The following is a 1,160-nucleotide window of genomic DNA, read 5'->3' as shown; positions in this document are numbered from 1 at the left end:
GACGGTGCGCCGGCCGGGCTGGGTGGCGGGATCCTGTACGCGGCTGATCTTTTCGACGAGGGTACGGTGCGTGGTCTGGCCGCTCGCCTGGCCCGTGTGCTGGAGCAGGTGGCCGCCGATCCGCAGTTGCGGCTCAGCGACCTCGACTTGCTGGACGCCTCGGAACGCGCCACCGTCGTCGAGACATGGAACGACACCGCAGGTCCGGCGTCGGCGACCAGCGTCCTCAAGGCCTTCGCCACGCAGGTCGCGGCAGCGCCGGACGCGGTGGCGGTGCGCTCGGAGGGCCGCACCTTGACCTATGCCGAGGTGGACAGGCGTTCTGACGCGTTGGCGTGGGGGTTGGTGGCGCGGGGTGTGGGGCGTGAGTCGCGGGTGGGGCTGTGCCTGCCGCGCGGGGTGGAGATGGTCGTGGCTGAGCTCGCGGTGTGGAAGGCGGGTGGGGCGTATGTGCCGTTGGATCCGGAGTATCCGGCGGACCGGCTGGCGTTCATGGTCGCTGACAGTGGTGCGCGGCTCGTGCTGGTGACGGAGGAGACGGCCGACCGGGTTCCCGATGGCGTCGAGGTGGTCCGGCTCGGGGATCTGGAGGTGGGATCCGGTGGCGAGTCACTGCATGTGAGTGTGGAAGCTCACCAGTTGGCGTACGTCATCTATACGTCGGGGTCGACGGGGCGGCCGAAGGGGGTGGCGGTGGCTCATGGTTCGGTGGCGAACCTGGCTTCGGCGATGGGTCCTGTGCTGGGGGCTGGTCCTGGTGTGACGTCGTTGCAGTTCGCTTCCTTCAGCTTCGATGCTGCCGTCCTGGATGTCGCCGTGACCCTGGCTGCCGGCGGCACGCTGGCGATCGCCTCGGCGGCGGAGCGCCTGGACACGGCGGCGCTCGCGGCGATGGTCGAGTCCAGTGGTGTGGGTACGGCGAGTGTGGTGCCGTCGCTGCTGAGTGCGCTGGAGCCGGAGGCCGTTTCTGGTATTGCGAACTGGGTGCTGGGTGCGGAGCGTCTCGAAGCGGGCCTGGCCGCCAAGTGGCGTGCTGCGGCCCGTCTGTGGAACACCTACGGGCCGACGGAGGCGACCGTCATCAGTACGGCCGTCCTCCTGGAGGAGGGCATCACGGGTGAGGATGCGCCTCCGGCGATCGGCCGCCCGCTGCCCAACGT

1 protein-coding gene is annotated in these 1,160 nt (G+C 69.9%); it reads left to right on the top strand.

Annotated features, from left to right (window positions below; genetic code table 11):
• Positions 1 to 1,160: AMP-binding protein (locus tag ACFWPS_RS54030; protein ID WP_383721938.1), on the top strand; the 1,160-nt coding region annotated here is incomplete at both ends.

Source organism: Streptomyces sp. NPDC058457 (assembly GCF_042720695.1).
Taxonomy (GTDB): Bacteria; Actinomycetota; Actinomycetes; order Streptomycetales; family Streptomycetaceae; genus Streptomyces.
The sequence above is the reverse complement of the archived record's forward strand: the minus strand, read 5'-3'. Positions and strand labels throughout refer to the sequence as shown.